This window comes from Enterococcus avium, assembly GCF_002891025.1.
In the GTDB taxonomy this organism is placed as follows: Bacteria; Bacillota; Bacilli; order Lactobacillales; family Enterococcaceae; genus Enterococcus_A; species Enterococcus_A avium.
Genome location: NZ_NBSL01000003.1, coordinates 1,264,683 through 1,279,820 on the forward strand (window position 1 = coordinate 1,264,683; position 15,138 = coordinate 1,279,820).

At 41.2% G+C, this 15,138-nt stretch carries 18 protein-coding genes; 1 reads left to right on the top strand and 17 read right to left on the bottom strand.

Annotated features, from left to right (window positions below):
* Nucleotides 1-42 precede the first annotated feature (42 nt).
* From AUF14_RS21680 to AUF14_RS21740, 13 genes are all read right to left on the bottom strand, one after another.
* Nucleotides 43-558, bottom strand: coding sequence for a D-lyxose/D-mannose family sugar isomerase (locus AUF14_RS21680; protein WP_070504769.1), 516 nt, complete (start codon nucleotides 556-558; stop codon nucleotides 43-45).
* A gap of 16 nt (nucleotides 559-574) precedes the next feature.
* Nucleotides 575-1,672 (bottom strand): PTS fructose transporter subunit IIC, encoded by a 1,098-nt coding sequence (locus tag AUF14_RS21685; protein WP_070504766.1) that lies wholly within the window; start codon nucleotides 1,670-1,672, stop codon nucleotides 575-577.
* 10 nt (nucleotides 1,673-1,682) lie between these two features.
* On the bottom strand, nucleotides 1,683-1,991 hold the full coding sequence (locus AUF14_RS21690) for a PTS fructose transporter subunit IIB (RefSeq protein ID WP_070504762.1): 309 nt from the start codon (nucleotides 1,989-1,991) through the stop codon (nucleotides 1,683-1,685).
* Nucleotides 1,992-2,012: 21 nt separating this feature from the next.
* Nucleotides 2,013-2,879 carry a ketose-bisphosphate aldolase gene (locus tag AUF14_RS21695; RefSeq protein WP_070504759.1) on the bottom strand — a complete coding sequence of 289 codons (867 nt, stop codon included), beginning with the start codon at nucleotides 2,877-2,879 and terminating at the stop codon, nucleotides 2,013-2,015.
* 26 nt (nucleotides 2,880-2,905) lie between these two features.
* Nucleotides 2,906-3,370 (bottom strand): fructose PTS transporter subunit IIA, encoded by a 465-nt coding sequence (locus AUF14_RS21700; protein WP_070504756.1) that lies wholly within the window; start codon nucleotides 3,368-3,370, stop codon nucleotides 2,906-2,908.
* Nucleotides 3,352-4,842: a BglG family transcription antiterminator gene (locus AUF14_RS21705; RefSeq protein WP_070504754.1), complete on the bottom strand. Its 1,491-nt coding sequence runs from the start codon at nucleotides 4,840-4,842 to the stop codon at nucleotides 3,352-3,354. Before AUF14_RS21705 ends, AUF14_RS21700 begins: the two co-directional genes overlap by 19 nt.
* Nucleotides 4,843-5,051: 209 nt before the next feature.
* On the bottom strand, nucleotides 5,052-5,672 hold the full coding sequence (locus tag AUF14_RS21710; RefSeq protein WP_070504751.1) for an HAD family hydrolase: 621 nt from the start codon (nucleotides 5,670-5,672) through the stop codon (nucleotides 5,052-5,054).
* A gap of 11 nt (nucleotides 5,673-5,683) precedes the next feature.
* Complete coding sequence (locus tag AUF14_RS21715) at nucleotides 5,684-6,565, bottom strand: aldose 1-epimerase family protein (RefSeq protein WP_070504748.1); 882 nt, start codon at nucleotides 6,563-6,565, stop codon at nucleotides 5,684-5,686.
* A gap of 55 nt (nucleotides 6,566-6,620) precedes the next feature.
* Complete coding sequence (lacD, locus tag AUF14_RS21720) at nucleotides 6,621-7,628, bottom strand: tagatose-bisphosphate aldolase (protein WP_070504745.1); 1,008 nt, start codon at nucleotides 7,626-7,628, stop codon at nucleotides 6,621-6,623.
* A 4-nt stretch (nucleotides 7,629-7,632) separates the two neighbouring features.
* The gene (locus AUF14_RS21725; RefSeq protein ID WP_070504742.1) at nucleotides 7,633-8,676 is read right to left on the bottom strand and encodes a galactitol-1-phosphate 5-dehydrogenase; all 1,044 of its coding nucleotides are present in this window, start codon (nucleotides 8,674-8,676) and stop codon (nucleotides 7,633-7,635) included.
* Nucleotides 8,654-10,036, bottom strand: a complete 1,383-nt coding sequence (locus AUF14_RS21730) for a PTS galactitol transporter subunit IIC (protein ID WP_070504739.1) — start codon at nucleotides 10,034-10,036, stop codon at nucleotides 8,654-8,656. Before AUF14_RS21730 ends, AUF14_RS21725 begins: the two co-directional genes overlap by 23 nt.
* Before the next feature lie 18 nt (nucleotides 10,037-10,054).
* Nucleotides 10,055-10,333: a PTS galactitol transporter subunit IIB gene (gene gatB, locus AUF14_RS21735; RefSeq protein ID WP_070504736.1), complete on the bottom strand. Its 279-nt coding sequence runs from the start codon at nucleotides 10,331-10,333 to the stop codon at nucleotides 10,055-10,057.
* A 15-nt stretch (nucleotides 10,334-10,348) separates the two neighbouring features.
* On the bottom strand, nucleotides 10,349-10,801 hold the full coding sequence (locus AUF14_RS21740; protein WP_070504733.1) for a PTS sugar transporter subunit IIA: 453 nt from the start codon (nucleotides 10,799-10,801) through the stop codon (nucleotides 10,349-10,351).
* A gap of 243 nt (nucleotides 10,802-11,044) precedes the next feature.
* Here AUF14_RS21740 and AUF14_RS21745 point away from each other — a divergent pair, with 243 nt between their 5' ends.
* Nucleotides 11,045-11,980: a 1-phosphofructokinase family hexose kinase gene (locus AUF14_RS21745; RefSeq protein ID WP_070504730.1), complete on the top strand. Its 936-nt coding sequence runs from the start codon at nucleotides 11,045-11,047 to the stop codon at nucleotides 11,978-11,980.
* A 36-nt stretch (nucleotides 11,981-12,016) separates the two neighbouring features.
* On the opposite strand, the gene AUF14_RS21750 is transcribed toward AUF14_RS21745, so the two are convergent.
* The 4 genes from AUF14_RS21750 to AUF14_RS21765 form a co-directional block, all read right to left on the bottom strand.
* The gene (locus AUF14_RS21750; protein ID WP_070504727.1) at nucleotides 12,017-12,781 is read right to left on the bottom strand and encodes a DeoR/GlpR family DNA-binding transcription regulator; all 765 of its coding nucleotides are present in this window, start codon (nucleotides 12,779-12,781) and stop codon (nucleotides 12,017-12,019) included.
* 48 nt (nucleotides 12,782-12,829) lie between these two features.
* On the bottom strand, nucleotides 12,830-13,108 hold the full coding sequence (gene gatB, locus AUF14_RS21755) for a PTS galactitol transporter subunit IIB (RefSeq protein WP_070504724.1): 279 nt from the start codon (nucleotides 13,106-13,108) through the stop codon (nucleotides 12,830-12,832).
* 157 nt (nucleotides 13,109-13,265) lie between these two features.
* Nucleotides 13,266-14,042 carry a DeoR/GlpR family DNA-binding transcription regulator gene (locus AUF14_RS21760; RefSeq protein WP_070504844.1) on the bottom strand — a complete coding sequence of 259 codons (777 nt, stop codon included), beginning with the start codon at nucleotides 14,040-14,042 and terminating at the stop codon, nucleotides 13,266-13,268.
* A gap of 171 nt (nucleotides 14,043-14,213) precedes the next feature.
* A complete protein-coding gene (locus tag AUF14_RS21765; RefSeq protein WP_070504721.1) occupies nucleotides 14,214-15,137 on the bottom strand; it encodes a transketolase family protein in 924 nt (307 codons plus the stop codon).
* Nucleotide 15,138: the final 1 nt, after the last annotated feature.

A 15,138-nucleotide genomic window follows, 5' to 3' on the forward strand; every position in this document is an offset into this window, starting at 1 on the left:
ACAGACTAGGCATGGAAAACACCTAGTCTGATTCTTATTATTTTATTCAGCAACTCGTTGGATCTCAGGATTTGTAAAAATGTCACTCGCATCATCACTTGGAGAGGAGAATTCTGAGATTACAGCTCCCTCTGTCCCAGCTTGAAACCAATGCTTAATGTCAGGTTCAATCGTATACTGTTCCCCTGCGTTTAAAACAATTTCATGTTTGACAGTATAGTATTTTTCTTGCCCCTCAGGGATCTTACTTTGAATTGACTTCACCGCTTCACCCTCGACATATAGATAGACTTTTCCTTTACGGCAACGGAAGGTTTCACGCTTCCCTTCTTCCCCATTACGAGGGGGATGGCGATGTTCAGGGCAAGTCTGTCCAGGAAGCAAAACCATTTCCTTTGCACAATAGCGGTCATTATTTTCATAAACGATCAAGTTTAAGCCTTCTGATTCAATTCTTCCTAAACCAAAATCGGCATAATCAATGGCTGCTAACTCTTCATTAGTAAAAATAATCCCTGAATCAGTAAACATTCTTTTAATACGTTCGTAATAATCCATAAATGCTTCTTTCCCCCTAATTGATCGTCAAATCATCCCAAGAAATATCCTCTTCTTCTTTTTCTTCTACGATGACTTCTGCGTTTGGATCTACTCGTTTTTTCAACAATAAAATAGTGATTGCCGTCGCTAGAGAACCGATAAATAAGGCCGCTACGAAAGCCCAAGGACGAGTCATTGTCGGAATTGCAAACATTCCTGAAGCTGGAATATGACTGTCGGCTCCCCAAAGCATACTTAGACCTCCACCAATAGCTCCGCCCACACCTGTGGCGATCACATTACGAACTAAATCATTCAGCACGATTGGGAAACAGCCTTCAGTGATTTGACAAATCCCCATAGGAAAAGCGGTTTTTAATGTTTCAATTTCCTGACGGTTGAAGATGTTCTTCTTGATGACTTTTCCAATGAAGTAAGCCATCGTTAAGCCAAATGGCGTTGTCATTGATACTAAGATTAATACCGTGATCGGTTCATAGATGCCTTCTGAGAATAAGGCGAAAACAAACGCAAAGACAACTTTATTGATTGCTCCACCGTAATCAATGGAAGCCAGCACCCCAATGATCGCGCCGTATAGGAATAGTGAAGAAGTATTCAGATTCCCAAGATAAGCGGTGATCAGATCAGTAAACCAAATGATTGGCGTGCCAACAACGTAATACATCACCATGCCAGCAATGAAAGCACTCAGAAATGGTAAGACTAATGTGGGTAGAAGTCCTTCCATCCATTTTGGAACCTTGATGACCGCCATCAATAAAGCGACCGTGTACCCGGCAACGTAGCCACCAACAACACCGCCCAAGAAACCAGTTCCGATACCATGAGCCACGAATCCAACAATCAAACCAGGAGCAATCCCCGGTTTATCCCCAATAGAATAAGCAATAGCAGTTGAAACGATCATCGGCAAGAATCCTAATCCGTAACCACCCATTGTTGTCATAGTATCCGCAAAGCTGAAGCCATCACGGAAATTCTCAATCGATGCACCACCCATCATGTTTCCGATCGCTAACAAAAAACCCGAAGCAACAATAATTGGCAAGAAAAACGAAATGGCTGTCATTAAGTGTTTTTTAAATCCAATCTGCTTGATTTTTTCCATTTTTGTCCCCCTAAACTTTGACTTCTTCCAACTTCTCTACTAGCTTGTTTGGCGACTTCACAACTAATCCTGTTGGCACTTCTACCACTTTTTTATTTTTGAAACGGTCTCGCCCATTGACTTTGATATCAGCTGCAATAATCACCACATCTGCTTCATCGATTTCTTGTTGTGTCAGTGCATCTTGCGTGCCAGCTAAGCCTTGCGTTTCAATGTGAATCTGATGTCCACGATCAACACCTGCCTGCATCAATTTTTCTTTAGCAATATAAGTGTGGGCGATTCCCGCCGTGCAGGCTGCAATTCCAACGATTTTCATATAGATTTCATCCTTTCATTTTTAATAGTATTTAACCTTGTCATCTGATTTGAATAAACGGATTTTCTCCAACGCGACTTTTTTCGTTTCTTCCATACATTCAGGGAACAACACATTTGGTTCTCTGATCTCGTTGTTTCCAGCATTCAGCACCTCACGCAATTTATTTGCGAAAACAATTTTGATGTCACTAGAGATATTGATTTTATTGACACCCATCGTGACTGCTTTACTGATTTCATCGTCTGGATTACTTGAGCCCCCATGAAGAACTAGCGGAATATCCGTCAATGCTTCGATCTCCTCTAAAATATCTAATCGTAATTTTGGATCGACATCTTTTGGATAAATTCCATGAGCAGTTCCAATAGCGACAGCCAAGCTATCCACGCCTGTTTTTTCAATAAAGTCTTGCGCAACTTTAGGATCGGTGTAAATAATTTCACTAACCCCGCCTTCAACAGTGTTACCAGTATCGCCAATCGTCCCTAGTTCGGCTTCCACCGAAACACCTGCTGCATGCGCTGCTTCAACCACTTTTTGAGAAATCGCGACATTGTCTTCAAACGATAAATGAGAGGCATCAATCATGACCGAGGTAAACCCAATACTAATCGCGTGAATCACTTGTTCAAAACTTGCCCCATGATCTAAATGAATACATACTGGAACTTTTGAATGATTCGCTAAATAGGTGGCTTGTGCAACAAAACTATCTGTCAAAAAGCTTAATTCGTCTGGATGAATCGCAATCATAACTGGCGATTGCGCCTCTTCACACGCTTCCATTACTGCGTTTAATAATTGACCTGACCCTGCATTAAAAGCGGGGACTGCAAATCCTTGTTCTTTTGCGACACTCAAAATTTCTTTTCCAGTTACTAACATCTTATCTTCTCCTTTATAATAGCCATTTATTGGAATTCCAAAATTAAATCATACAACGCATCGACAGACTCAACATTTTTTACTGCTTCAATAAATGTGTTGTTTGCCAATAAGATCGCGACCTGTTGCAAGAGTAAAACGTGAGTGGTATTTGCATCAGAATCTTTCACTGCAAACATAATGACGACTTTGACCCCCTCTCCGTCTAATGTTTCCCACTCAATTTCCTTATCTAAAACCGCGATTGCGACTGTTGTCTCTTTTACTGCTGCTGACTTTCCATGGGGGATTGCCACACCTTGACCAATGCCTGTTTCCCCTTCTTCTTCCCGTAAATAAACATCGGTGATAAAGTGTTCGGCTGAACTGATGAAATTTTGCTCTTCCAGCATTTTAGCTAACTCAGTGATAATCGCCGCTTTTGTTGTTGCTTTTGAGCCAACCATAAGCAGCTCCTTATGGATCACCTTACTTAATTCAATTTTTTCCATTCTTCTAGCTCCTTCATTGTATGATTGATGTTTTGAATATCTTTGTCCGTCAATAATGGACTTATGAGCAATACAGGGATTTTTTCAATTTTTAGCGGTACACGGATCGTCGAAAATATCAAATCTACATTTTCTTTGATAAACGCCTGATTTTTTTTGACTTGCCGCTGACTCATTGTGGCGATAATGTTCAAACTAGAAAAATTTTGCTGGATACGAACTTTCAAAAGCTCTGAAGTCCCTACACCCGTTGAACAAATCAATAAGACATTCTTATTTTCTTGACGATGGATTTTGTATTTCTCGAAGTACAACGTAAGATAACCAATTTCGGCATCGTTCATTTTGGTATCGAACATCAATTCATGATTGATTTCCTCTGCGATTTTTTTTACTTTTAGAAAGGTTGCTCGGTATTCGAGCAGCAAGCTATCTAGCAGATTGTTCTCGACCTTGATCCCTAAACGTAAACGACTAAGCATTGGCAAGATATGTAAATACAAATCTTCATATAAAGAACGACTCGCTGGTAAGAGGGTTACATCTGAGATCAAAAAGTAATCGGTGATGAATTTTTTAGTAATCTCTTCGGCAAGTTTTTTATCCACATTGCTGCTTTCTCTTTTTTGGCTGTTGATCGAATAAATATTTTGAAAAACAAAATAGATTTCCAAACTATCCATCTTCACTGATAGGTAGCTTTCAATATTGCGAATAATCTCAGCTGCTACTTCCATCATTTTGGGGTTTGCTTCCATCAGCTGCTGCTCTTCTTTTTCGAGGGGCTCTTGATTTCCTAGATAATGTACCTCTCCTTCACGATAACGTTTGATGATCATAAAAATATGGGTGTAGATGGTAATATCGTATGGATAGTTAATGTACTCATTTAACCGTTCCTCCAGCAAAGCAATCTGCTGGTCAATAAAATGTTTGTCGATCACATTTATTTTGATTCCGATCTCACTGAGACTATTTAGCTTATTCATTTCTAAAAAGATGTGGTTGATGGCCTTACGAATGCTGACTTCCTCGCCCTTTATCCATAAATACTCACGATTATAATGCAATTGGATGTCGTATTTTTTTAAGATTTCAGAGAGCTTTCGCAATCTTCGCTCAATCGAGCTGTCGCTTAAAAATTGAGTATCCATCAAAGTCCGTTTTATTTTATGGGGATATTTGAACAAAAGGGCTAAAGACACTTCATTCAAATCATTTTCTTCAGCAAACTCCACCATTGAATGGATATCTCGATTCCGAAAATGAGAACTTAACTTGTACCCTTTTCCTGCTTCCGAGATAATCAGAGGTTCATTTTTCTCTTCCATAAACAGCTCGTTTACTTTTTTGATCATTCGATAGACGGTCTTAGTAGATACATAGAGTGTCTCGGCCAGATGCTTTGCTGAGACATACTCTTCGTAAGTCAAAATATTGATCAACATATTTTCATTCGAACTAAAAATCATTTCTTCCACCTCTTGGCTTTATTCTATATCTAATGAATGCGTTTTCTCCGTCATGCTCTGTCTACAATATGTGGACAAAAAATGATTTCAAGAAAACGCATTCCGTTGAACTAGCAAAAAAATCCAACTATCTTCAATCATAAAAGATAGTTGGAAGGGATAATACAAAAATATATTAACTAAGATTTTGAGCGCAATACTTGGTGAAACTAGGTTAAATTCTTGAACAGAGAATAATTGTAGACGTTGTTTTCTGGAAACTCATCCTGCTCTTCTGGGACATAGATTGGTACAAACCCTCCTCGATTGGCCGCGATGATCCCTGACTGTGAATCTTCGATAACGTAGGCCTGTTCAGGTGAGATGCCTAAGCGAGAAGCTGCCTTGAGAAACAACGCTGGATTCGGCTTGGCTTCTTTCACTTCCGAGCCATAACAATGAGCATCCATTCGGTTCAATAATCCCGATTGCTTCAACAGTCCTTCAGCGATGCTTTGTTTGGCAGAAGTCGCCACTGCTTTCTTCATCTTGCGGCTATCTAAACAATCCAATAACTCAAAGACGCCTGTTTTCACAGCCACAGGGTGGTCTCGATAGTGTTGAGCAAACTCTTCTTCACGTATCTCAATGATTTTAGCGGCTAACTGATCGGACTGATAATATTCAGCAAGGAATTGTTCGATATCCCTCAGACTTCGACCTAATATTTTTTGATACATGTCTTCTGTAAACTCAATATCCACTACAGCAAAAGCTTTGGCGAATGCTTGTTTTGAAACAGGTTCTGAATTGATCAGCACCCCATCCATATCAAAAATTACTGCTTCCATATTTCTCCCATCTATTTAAACGTCATTTGATAAGAGCTCTGAAATTGCTCTTGCGGTGCTAGTTTGTTGATCCCCAATTTTTCTGCATAATTTCCATTCGTATCAAAGGTATCAGCGATTCCGCACCATGGTTCAATGCAAACAAATGGAGCTTCCTGCGGATAAGGCGACCAGATTCCTAAATAAGGCATGTTACTATAATCGAAAACAACTGCTTTTTCAGTTTTATCTGATTTTAGTTCGATCCGCGTATTTCCGGCGGTCTCCCAGATCAGCACGCCTTGACTGAACAGTTCGCGATTGATCGGATAGCTGGAATCCGCCAGCTCGACCGCTTTATCCGTTTGCAGCAAGACCTCTTCGGTAACTGGAATAAACTTACGTGGTTGTTTTGGTGAAAATTCCAAGTAATAATCAGTGAAGGTTGTTTGCTGATCTAAAGGCAGGTTGAACCCTGGATGGGCACCGATGGCAAAATACATCGGCTTCTCTTCGTCTCCATTTTTTACCAAATAGCGAACGATCAGACAGTTACCGATTAATTTGTATTCGATTGTTAATTCAAACTTGAATGGATAGACTTTCAAGCTTTCTTCATCCTCTGACAATGTCATTGCTAGTGAGTCGGAGGAATGATTCGCAACCAGAAATTCTCGATCTCTAGCAAATCCATGTTGAGACATCGGATAGGTTTTTCCTTCTAATTGATACTGATCATCTTTCAACTTGCCCACGATTGGGAATAAAATCGGCGCATGTCTGCTCCAAAATTTACCATCGGCTTGCCAAATGTACTCGGTACCGTCCTTTTTGGATCGAATGCTGCTGATCTCCGCACCTTTGTTTAATACCTTGACGATTAAATCTTCATTTTTCAATACTTGATAATCCATTTTTCTCCCTCTTTCTTAAACACAAAGAAGGCAGAACTAGTCTACCTTCACATTTTTATGAAAAGCGTGCAGTTGCTTGCTGGCACTGGATTTTCTCATGCCAAGATGTTGCCGTTTCGCGTAAGACAGCATTTAGCTCATCGATATTTTTGCGGCCTTCTGTCTGTAGCCATTCTCTTGCGGCAGCTTCACCTTTTGTGATATAAGGCTCCACGCCATTGGCCCAAGTAGCACGACCGCACAACACACCATTAAAGGTTGAGCCGGCTTCTTTGGCAAAGCGTAACGTTTCTTGGAACAAGGAAGCACTCACTCCAGCACTTAAGAAGATGAATGGCAGATCGGTTGCTTCGCTTTGTTCCTTAAATAATTTCGCCGCTTCTTCTTTTGTATAAACACTCTCATCACCGAAGCCTTCAACGAATTTCATATTCACTGGGACTTCCACTTTCAGCACATCGACATTATAGCGAGGATCAGAAAATACCTTCATCATATCATTGACTTTATGCGGTTTTACTTGCGCGTATTCTTTTGATGACGCATCAGCGATATTAGCGTCGTAAGACACTAATTCTAGAAAGAATGGAATTTCTTCCGCCACACATTCCGAACCGATCCGTTCCATGTAAGCTTTCTTCTGATCATTGATCTCATCGGATTCGTCGATATCGTAATAGAGCAGGAATTTGCAGGCATCTGCCCCCGCTTCTTTCAGGCGTTTCACTGACCAAACGTTCAATGAATCTGGTAAACGTCCTGGAGTTGTCGCGTCATAGCCAGTTTTTTCATAAGCCAGCAGCAAACCGGCACTTTCCGCGCGCGCATTCGCCGCAGGCAGTCCATATTCCGGATCTAATAAGATCGAGCTGGCATAGGGCGTCAATTCTTCTGAAACGATTTTCTTGAAGTCTTCAATATCCTTGTCAGTCGCTTCATCCTTATATTTGGCGATCATTTTTTTCAGAGCACCACGTTGATCGATCGCTAGCGCGCCGATGATCCCCTCATGATTACTCGTGTTCTTCAATGCTTTATATTGTGATTCAGATACTATTTTCATTCTGCTATTTCTCCTCATTGATGGCATATAATAATTTGACAGCGGCTGAATTCTTTTCGATCATTTTGTCAAAAGGAATGGCAACATCTTCCAATTTGAAGGTCTCAGTGATCAATGGCTTCACATCGATTTCACCCGTGGACATGTAACGCAGTCCCGTTTCCCATTCGTAGCCTGGGAAAGGTGCCGAATAAGACATCCACGAACCAGTTACTTCTAGCTCACCACGTAAGATTTTTTCAAATGTTTCTGGGTCAAAGACCACATCTCTGGTACTCGTTCCGACATAGACGACCTTCCCGCGCTTAGCGACAAATTCGACTGCTTGCTTCTGGGTAATCGAACTGCCGGCTGTTTCGATCGTGACTTCAGGCAGTGGATTTTTTTGATAGTAATCCTCTAGTTTCACAGCAATTGGATTAACTGCTTCATCTGCTCCAATTTTTTTGGCAAGAGTCAATTTTTTATCATTTAAGTCCACAACAATAATTTTACCAACGCCGATTGCTCGTAAAGCTAAGACAGTCAGAAGACCGATCGTTCCGGCTCCAAGAACCAATACTTCAGCTCCAGCAGGAACGCGCACACGCTCGATGCCGTGGATCGCGACTGTCAATGGCTCTAACAAAGCGGCTTCCTTTAAAGAAAGAGTGTCTGGAACCTTGACACAGTTCTTTTCAGGAACGACAACATACTCAGCCATCGCTCCTTGTTCTCGTGAACCGATAAAACTATATTGGGTACACATTGCCGGTTCGCCTTTTTGACAATTCTCACAAGTCCCGCATGGAACTAAAGGAGCTACCGCAACTTTTTCTCCAACAGAGATAGTACTTACCCCTTCACCTATTGCTTCTACCGTTCCAGAAAACTCATGTCCTAAAACCTGTGGGAAGGCATGGACCCCACCTTCAAAATAGCGAGGAAGATCTGACCCGCAAATCCCGCAATAAGCGACTTTTATCAGAACTTTTCCCGGTTTGATTTCTGGCTTAGGAATATCTTGTAATTCCATTTTGTGTTTATCAGTTACTACTAATGCTTTCACCAGTTTCAGTCCCTTCAAATTCTTCTGTTTCTACATATAACGTTCTTCTCTTGTATTTAATGAATGTGTAAACAAATGCGCCGATATACAAGACTAGGATGATAAAGAAGCCTGCCCCCATTTCAAAGGTGATTCCTTTGGCCAACAAGTAAGTAATTGGGCTACCTGCTTGGTCTAAAGAAGAAACTCGTTCGCCAGCACCTACCAAACCAACATTTTGACCTAGTAACGTTTGTAAACTGATCATTTGATTCGAGATCCAAATCGTAATGAACATGATGACTGAACCAGAGATCAATGTTCTGAATAAGTTCCCTTTGTGTATCGCAACGGCCATCGCTATAAAGAAACCAATCGTTGCTAAGTCACCAAATGGTAAAACTTGATTTCCCGGTACAATGACTGCGATCAAAATGGTTAATGGTACGAAAACCAAGCTCGCTGCGATTACTTGTGAATCCCCCAATAGTAATGCCGGGTCCAAACCAATCTTCAATTCGCTGCCTTTGAAATGCTTGTCTAGTAATTCGCGGGCCGCTTCTGAGATTGGAATCAAACCTTCCATAATCAGCTTAACCACCATTGGCATCAAGACCATTACAGCCGCCATTTGAATCGCTAGTTGAAGTGAGTCGCCAACTGTATAGCGCGCCAGCATCCCGATCGCAAACCCAAGAATCGCTCCAACGATCGTCGGCTGTCCTAATACACCTAAACGTTGTTCGATTTTTTCTGACGTAATGTTGATTTTATTGACTCCTGGAATCATCTCAATCAAATCATCGATCGGTTTCGCGAAAATCCCCATGTAAGCAGAGGACCCGTGAGGAATCGAGATTCCTTCCAATCCGAAATACTCGTCAGTAACATCGCCAAACATATCCCCAAGCTTATAAGCAATAACTGCGTGAACCACAACGCCTAAAATACCTAAGTAAAAATTGCCTGTTGCTGTTTGCACGATCGCACCTGTAAAGGCCATATGCCAAATATTCCAAATATCGACGTTAACAACTCGCGTCATTTTTAATAGAAGCATTACGATATTTACCGCAATAGCAACGGGGATCGCTACTAGTCCTAAATCAGATGCCCAAGCCATTGGTGAAGTTCCCGGCCAACCAAGGTCAACGACATTCAACCCAAGATTGAAGTTTTCCGCCATCGCTTCTGCCGCCGCACCCAAATTCTCCGTCAATAAACTAATTACTAAACTAATTCCAACAAAACCAATCCCGATGGTGATCCCTGAGCGTAAGGATTTTCCAATGCCCTGTCTCAGTAATAAGCCCAAAATGAAAATGACGATTGGCAGCATTACGCTTGCGCCTAGATCAACAATATATTGAATAACTCCCATTTTATTCGCCCCTATCCTTTATTTTTTTAAAACGTCTAAAATCTTTTCTTCGGTCGCTTGAATGTTCACTCCAGAGACAAATGCAACTCCATGAATGACTGGAACGCCATAATCCTTTTTGACTCTGGCTGTGGTAACAATCAAATCAATGCCATCTTTTTTGGAATCTAGCTCATTCACGCGACACTGTGTGACTTCCACTGGAATCCCTTCTCTTTTTGCTAACTCTCTGATTTTGTTGGCTGCAACGGTTGATGTTGCCACTGCTCCGCCACACGCTACGATTACTTTTTTCATTTTAAATTTCCTCCTTTATAGGTATAAATATTGATTGACGATTTCCAGCATTTCAGCGGATTCTTTTGCATTTACCAAGCTGTCCACGAAGCCCTCTTTTTGGATCGATTCGATCAATTTCTGTAAGACCTCTAAATGCTTTGGTCCATCCTTGACTGCCAGCATGACAATGACCGAAACATCGATCGTATCATCGTCTTCGCCACCCATTTCATTAAAAACAACCGGATTTGTTAACGTGGCAAAAATCAGCTGATCTGAGTTAACCAAACTTCCATCTGTATGTGGGATAGCAACGCCGTGTTTTACTGGGAGACCGGTTGGGAAATCTTTTTCACGATCCTTCAGCGCTTGGGCAAATCCTTCATTGACGATTCCTTTTTCTTGTAATGTGTCGGACAATTGGTCAAATAGTTGCTCCTTGTTGTCGACTGTGTACTGACAGTACATAAAATCCTGCGAAATCATTTTCTTCCTCCTATTTCTTAGTCAATTTCTTTGCAAGTGCAATTTGATTTGAGAAATGCAAATCCGAACGCCATGTAATCGTTTGCTTTTCTCTGTAACCGTTAACATCATGATAGCACATTATTTTGCTTTTGCAACACTAAATTTTGCTTTATTTGTGTTTTGCAACTAAAAAGCAAATATTTACATTGTTATAGCTTGGCAAAGATGCTATTATGAGAAAAAAGAAGAGGAGATGTTACTATGATTCACTTAGTTTGTCCAAATCCTGCGATTGACAGGACGCTGTTAGTTGATGGATTTGTCAAAAGCCTGCCAAATCGCCCCTATGAAGTAAAAGAATTTCCTGGAGGTAAAGGATTTAATGTCGCCTATGCTATTGGATTTGAGGACCCTGCTGTTGAATTTTGTGTTCATACGATTGCTGGTGGAAGAAATGGTGAGTATCTCGGTGAGTTGGCAATTCAGAAAAAGGTCCCAGTGAAATTTACCAAAATTGACAGCAATACGCGAGTTTGCAATATCATCATGGATACTAAGAATCACGATACTTATCCGATTTACGAAAACAGCTTTCAGTTGAACGATGACCTATTGAAGCAATACACCAACACCTTAAAGCAATCGATTCATGAGGGAGACTACATTGTATTCAGCGGTTCATTGATGAAAGGGATGCCGGCAAACTACATCGCGACATTTATTGAGGAATTTCGTGAGCAGAAGGTGAAAATCTTTGTAGACACAAGCGGAGACGCATTGCGCGAGGCCTATCAAGCGAAACCTTACGCAATCAAGATCAATGATGAGGAAATTTTGGATATTTTCCCTGAAGCAGCTCTAACGACGATCGACTCTTATGCAGCACTCCTAGCCTCAGAAGCCGTTGAAGATATTCCCGTATTCATTATCACACTCGGCGAAAAAGGGATCATCGCCAAGATCAATAATCAAATTTTGTATGTCAAAGCCAAAAAAGTAGAAGCAAAGAATCCAATTGCTTGTGGGGATTTCTTCTTAGGAGGGCTCGTTAAAAATCTGGCAACCGGTCAAAGTCCTGAATTTACATTGAAAAAAGCCATCAGCTACTCGACTGCGAATGTGTTGAGCTGGTATCCGGAATTAGATAACCAGCAAATAGCAGAGATTTTTGAATCCTTGGAAGTAACTAAATACTAAAAAAGAACTAGTGTCGTGATAGGCACTAGTTCTTTTTCAGCTTGAAGCGATCAGCTCGACTCCATGCTCCTTCAGATAATCAAGTTCATAACTGTCATTAGGCAGCTGATCCGTTACTACAATATCAATCTCCTCAAAATTGGCCGTTCGATTGAAGGCAATATTGCCAAATTTACTTTGATCCGCTAGCAGGATCGTCGTTTGGCTTTGCTGGATCATTTGCTTTGAAATCAGGACTTCCCCCATATGATGACTTGTGACGGCGGCTTTGTGATCGATCCCGCTACAGCCAAAAAAGCCGATCGTGATGAAGATGTCACAAATATTATTCAGGGCAAATTGACCAAATAGTGATGATTCATTGTTTCGCACCACACCGCCGGGAATCAAAATGTCGATCGTTTTATTTTTTATCAATGTATTGATGATTGGAATGGTGTTTGTGACGACAGTAATGTTCTTTAGCTTAGCGATTTCCTGTGCTAAGGCCAATGTTGTTGTACCATAATCCAAATAAATACTGTCGCCTTCCTCGATGTAGCTCACAGCAGTCTTAGCGATCCGCTCTTTTTCAAGCCGCTTTTCGATTTTCCTTTTTTCATAATCAGTCTCGCCAGAGGGACTTTCCAAAACCGCTCCGCCATGGATTTTCTTAATGCGTCCTTCGTCTTCTAGGGTATAAAGATCTCTGCGAATCGTTTCTCTGGTCACCTTCAACTCCTTGCTGAGCTCGTTGATCCTGACGGAATGTTTTGTATCCAAAATAGTTAAAATATAGTCCTTTCGTTCTATTGAATTCATTCCTTCCTCCTATACTTATACGAAAAAAGGACAGTCAAGCTGTCCTTTTTACTGCTTTAAAAAGTCCAAGATCTTTTGTTCTGTCGCCGCAATATTCACGCCAGAAACAAAGGCCACACCATGGATCACTGGTACACCATAATCCTTTCGCACTCTGGCCGTTGTCACGATCAAATCAATCCCGTCTTTTTTCGAATCCAATTCATTTACCCGACATTGACTAACTTCTACAGGAATTCCTTCTCTTTTTGCCAATTCACGAATCTTGTTCGCTGCTACTGTCGATGTTGCGACGGCTCCGCCACAAGCTACAATCACTTTTTTCATCTTTCTTCCTTCTTTCCTTCTGTTGTAATCGCCAACATAACGATAACACATTTTTTGCTTTTTGCAATATTTTATTTTGCATTTATATAATAAGCGAATTTTAAAGCAAAATAATAAGCAATGAACATTTTTGCCCACTGCTTACTATTATTGCTTTTTATTCTTCGGGTTCGTTTAGGCTATAAACCAGTTCAAGCCCCTGCTGTGTATATTGTTGAGATTCTTCTTTATTTCTTGGGCTATCGGTGATGACGATATCAATCTGATCAAAAGTAGCCGTTTTATTCAAGGCGACTGTGCCGAATTTGCTATGATCTGCCAAAACGATCGTTGTCTGGCTGTGCTCGATCATCTCTTTTGAGACTAAGTTCTCCCCGGTATGATGTGAAGTAATTCCTCTGGCGGCGTCAATTCCGCTGCAGCCGTAAAAACCGATCGTTACAAAGATATCCTTGATATTATTTGACGCGAAGGGGCCATATAATGAAGATTCATTATTGCGAACGATTCCACCAGGAATGATCAAATCAATCGACTCATTTGCCAACAAAAGGTTCACGATAGGAATCGTATTGGTAACCACGGTCACGTTTTTCATCTTCAAAATTTCTTTGGCCAACTCTAAGGTCGTCGTTCCGTAATCGAGATAGACGGTATCGCCCTCTTCAATATATGAAGCTGCTTTTTTGGCGATCGCAGTCTTTTCAGCATGAAATTCATTTTTGCGCTTTTCGTAATCAGTTTCTTTGTTGACTGTTTCTAAAACAGCACCGCCATGGATTTTTTTGATCAAACCTTTTTTCTCAAGGAGATATAAATCTTTCCTGATCGTCTCTCTGGTTACCTTCAGACGCTTGCTAAGATCCAATATTTTCACCGCATGATTTTCTTCCAATTCTTTGATGATAAACTCACGACGTTCTTCTGAATTCATTTTGCTCTCCTTATCCACTATTCTGTCTTTTTGTATCATCATACCATATAATTCTTTATTTTTAGGAGAATAACAAAAAACAGCAACCAAAGGCAAAATCATAAACAAACTTTTACTTTGCAAAGTAAAACAGCACCTGCGAAAATTCTCGCAAGCGCTGTTTGGTGGATCTTATTTAGTTAATGCTACAGCCTTTTCAACGATATTCTTCGCTGTCAGACCATAATGTTCTTTCAGCAATTCTGGATTTCCTGATTGACCGAATTGGTCTTGGACTCCGATTTTTACCACTTTCGTTGGTTGATTTTCAGATAAGAATTCGGAAACGGCACTGCCCAGTCCTCCCACAACACTGTGTTCTTCCGCAGTGATGATCCAAGGTGTCTCGTTAGCCGCCTGTAAAACCAACTCTTCATCTAAAGGTTTGATCGTAGAGAAGTTCAACACTCGAACATTAATGTTTTGCTCCGCCAACTGTTTCGCTGCATCTAGTGCTTCCTGAACCATCAAGCCAGTTGCGATAATCGTTCCATCCGCTCCTGATACTAGCGTTTCCGCTTTTCCGATGGTAAATAGTTGCTTCGATTCGTGAACTCTTTCAACTGCTAAGCGTCCTAAGCGCAGATAAACCGGTCCTTCATGTTCCAAGATCGCCTCGATTGCCGCTTCTGTCTCCAGATCATCCACAGGATTGATGATGGTCATTCCCGGAATCGCTCGCATCAATGCGATGTCTTCGATTGCTTGGTGTGATCCGCCGTCTTCACCAACGGTAATTCCCGCGTGAGTCGCCGCGATCGTGACATTCAATTTCTGATAAGCTACCGCATTACGAATCTGCTCATAAGCTCTGCCGGCTGCGAAGATAGCAAAGCTGCTGGCAAATGGCCGCTTTTCACCCAAAGCTAAACCCGCCGCCGTGCCGATCATATCCGCTTCTGCGATGCCCATATTGAAAAACTTATCCGGTGCCACTTTGGCAAACACATCGGTTTTGGTCGCCGCAGACAGATCCGCATCTAGCACAACTAAATCGGGATGTTCCTTGAATTTTATCAGCGTTTCACCGTAAGCTTGTCTTGTTGCCTTTTTCACT

What these genes read in the sequence shown, in the direction of transcription:
- AUF14_RS21730 (WP_070504739.1), bottom strand. Translation starts at nt 10,036, where the DNA reads ATGGGAGTTATTCAATATATTGTTGATCTAGGCGCAAGCGTAATGCTG.
- AUF14_RS21680 (WP_070504769.1), bottom strand. Translation starts at nt 558, where the DNA reads ATGGATTATTACGAACGTATTAAAAGAATGTTTACTGATTCAGGGATT.
- AUF14_RS21750 (WP_070504727.1), bottom strand. Translation starts at nt 12,781, where the DNA reads ATGAATTCAATAGAACGAAAGGACTATATTTTAACTATTTTGGATACA.
- AUF14_RS21740 (WP_070504733.1), bottom strand. Translation starts at nt 10,801, where the DNA reads ATGATTTCGCAGGATTTTATGTACTGTCAGTACACAGTCGACAACAAG.
- gatB (WP_070504736.1), bottom strand. Translation starts at nt 10,333, where the DNA reads ATGAAAAAAGTAATCGTAGCGTGTGGCGGAGCAGTGGCAACATCAACC.
- AUF14_RS21695 (WP_070504759.1), bottom strand. Translation starts at nt 2,879, where the DNA reads ATGTTAGTAACTGGAAAAGAAATTTTGAGTGTCGCAAAAGAACAAGGA.
- AUF14_RS21690 (WP_070504762.1), bottom strand. Translation starts at nt 1,991, where the DNA reads ATGAAAATCGTTGGAATTGCAGCCTGCACGGCGGGAATCGCCCACACT.
- AUF14_RS21700 (WP_070504756.1), bottom strand. Translation starts at nt 3,370, where the DNA reads ATGGAAAAAATTGAATTAAGTAAGGTGATCCATAAGGAGCTGCTTATG.
- AUF14_RS21760 (WP_070504844.1), bottom strand. Translation starts at nt 14,042, where the DNA reads ATGAATTCAGAAGAACGTCGTGAGTTTATCATCAAAGAATTGGAAGAA.
- AUF14_RS21745 (WP_070504730.1), top strand. Translation starts at nt 11,045, where the DNA reads ATGATTCACTTAGTTTGTCCAAATCCTGCGATTGACAGGACGCTGTTA.
- gatB (WP_070504724.1), bottom strand. Translation starts at nt 13,108, where the DNA reads ATGAAAAAAGTGATTGTAGCTTGTGGCGGAGCCGTCGCAACATCGACA.
- AUF14_RS21685 (WP_070504766.1), bottom strand. Translation starts at nt 1,672, where the DNA reads ATGGAAAAAATCAAGCAGATTGGATTTAAAAAACACTTAATGACAGCC.
- AUF14_RS21710 (WP_070504751.1), bottom strand. Translation starts at nt 5,672, where the DNA reads ATGGAAGCAGTAATTTTTGATATGGATGGGGTGCTGATCAATTCAGAA.
- AUF14_RS21705 (WP_070504754.1), bottom strand. Translation starts at nt 4,842, where the DNA reads ATGATTTTTAGTTCGAATGAAAATATGTTGATCAATATTTTGACTTAC.
- lacD (WP_070504745.1), bottom strand. Translation starts at nt 7,628, where the DNA reads ATGAAAATAGTATCTGAATCACAATATAAAGCATTGAAGAACACGAGT.
- AUF14_RS21715 (WP_070504748.1), bottom strand. Translation starts at nt 6,565, where the DNA reads ATGGATTATCAAGTATTGAAAAATGAAGATTTAATCGTCAAGGTATTA.